The sequence below is a fragment of the Vibrio sp. OPT46 genome (assembly GCF_015163535.1).
GTDB classification, from domain to species: domain Bacteria; phylum Pseudomonadota; class Gammaproteobacteria; order Enterobacterales; family Vibrionaceae; genus Vibrio; species Vibrio alginolyticus.
Genome location: NZ_JADDYG010000838.1, coordinates 26,577 through 28,287 on the forward strand (window position 1 = coordinate 26,577; position 1,711 = coordinate 28,287).

Consider the following 1,711-nt stretch of genomic DNA (forward strand, 5'->3'; position numbering starts at 1 on the left):
GATGTCGTTTTGCTCAACTAAACCGTCAATCGCTTGCTCTTTGATGCGGTTCTTAACAGCTTGCTTAAGTTCGCGTTCCATGTTCTTACGAACTTCAGCTTTAAGTGCTTCAACACCACCTTCAACAACACCGAACTTAGCAACGAACTCGTCGTTTAGTTCTGGTAGTTCACGAGCTTCAACTTTGTTCACTTTGATTGCGAACTTAGCTGCTTTACCTTTTAGGTTTTCAGCGTGGTAATCTTCTGGGAAAGTCACGTCGATGTCGAATTCCATACCAGCAGTTTTACCAGCGATACCGTCTTCGAAACCAGGGATCATGCGACCAGCACCCATTTCTAGAGGGAAGTTCTCAGCTTTACCGCCTTCGAACTCTTCACCGTCGATAGAACCAACGAAGTCGATGCTTACGCGTTTGCCATCTTCTGCTGCTTCTTCAACTTCAACCCAAGTTGCTTGTTGCTTACGTAGAGTATCGATCATCTCTTCTACGTCTGCATCTTTAACTTCTGTTAGTGGTTTTTCAACAGTGATGCTCTCTAGGCCTTTAAGCTCAACTTCTGGGTAAACTTCAAAAGTTGCAGTGAAAACTAGGTCTGAACCTTCTTTGTTCTCTACAGGAGCAAAAGTTGGAGCGCCAGCTGGGTTGATTTTCTCTTTAACGATAGCTTCGATGAAGTGGCGTTGCATTACTTCACCAAGAACGTCTTGACGTACTGCTTTGCCGTACATCTTAGCAACCATTTTTAGAGGCACTTTACCCTTACGGAAACCATCGAAACGACGGTTTTTAGCGATGTTGCGTAGTTCAGCTGTTACAGCGTCTTCGATGTTTGCAGCTGGAACAGTAATGTTTAGACGGCGCTCTAGGCCCTCTAGCGTTTCAACAGTAACTTGCATTATATATAAACCTCTAAAGTGGCTCGGTTTTCCGAGCGTATGAGCGAAACTCAGAGGAGCTTACGCTTCATCCTTGTGTAGTGTTCTGTCCGAACACCTAATTTAAAATCGAGTATCGATACTGGTTGTCAGTACCGGACTAATCAGTGATATCTTCGATAAAATAACCAAAGGTATCTCCTATTAGCCTCAGGACAGAATTTTTAGACGCGACATTCTAGCGATCTGTCGCAACCCTGTCGAGCCAATAGCCACTATGTGGACATTGTCTGCGCTAAATTCTCGAATGCTGACCCATTTTTTCTTCAAAAATGCGATTCAGACACCGTCTAAGCATCGCCAGCATATCTAGAATGGGGACAATAGCGACTTTTTCAAGAGAATCGACCGGTTTTTTTATCGAAAAGCCTAAAAAGAGATCTTGCTCTTGTTTTACTCCACAGAGTTGAAAACTAAATCCCTAATCCTTCCTACAAACTATTAACATTTTCTTACGTGACCAAAGGAAGTTGTAAGGAGTGTAAGGATGTCGCAAAAAAAACGGATTCTGCTGACATTTTTTGCTTTCTATTTCCTGTGCGCAATTATCGGTGGCCATTGGGTTTGGCAGACCAGTTATCAATCTCTACTTGATAAACACCAATCACAGCTGGAGCAATTTTCTGGCCATATAAAAAATAAACTCGATAAGTACGCCCATATCCCAAATCTTCTCGCTAAAGATGATCCTCTTTATCAAGCGCTTCTGCACCCCAACAACAGTGCGCAACTGGAAATCACTAATCGGTATTTAGAATCCGTTAATGGCGTG

General features: G+C 43.0%; 1 protein-coding gene and 2 pseudogenes. 1 reads left to right on the top strand and 2 read right to left on the bottom strand.

Annotated elements, in window-relative coordinates:
* Nucleotides 1-900, bottom strand: a 900-nt coding sequence (gene tig, locus IQR33_RS34825) for a trigger factor (RefSeq protein ID WP_228014210.1), incomplete at its 3' end; no start/stop codon positions are given.
* A 274-nt stretch (nucleotides 901-1,174) separates the two neighbouring features.
* A pseudogene (locus tag IQR33_RS34830) lies at nucleotides 1,175-1,387 on the bottom strand (hypothetical protein).
* 39 nt (nucleotides 1,388-1,426) lie between these two features.
* Between IQR33_RS34830 and IQR33_RS29125 the strand changes: the two are divergent.
* Nucleotides 1,427-1,711, top strand: a pseudogene (locus IQR33_RS29125) (sensor histidine kinase); the annotation flags it as partial.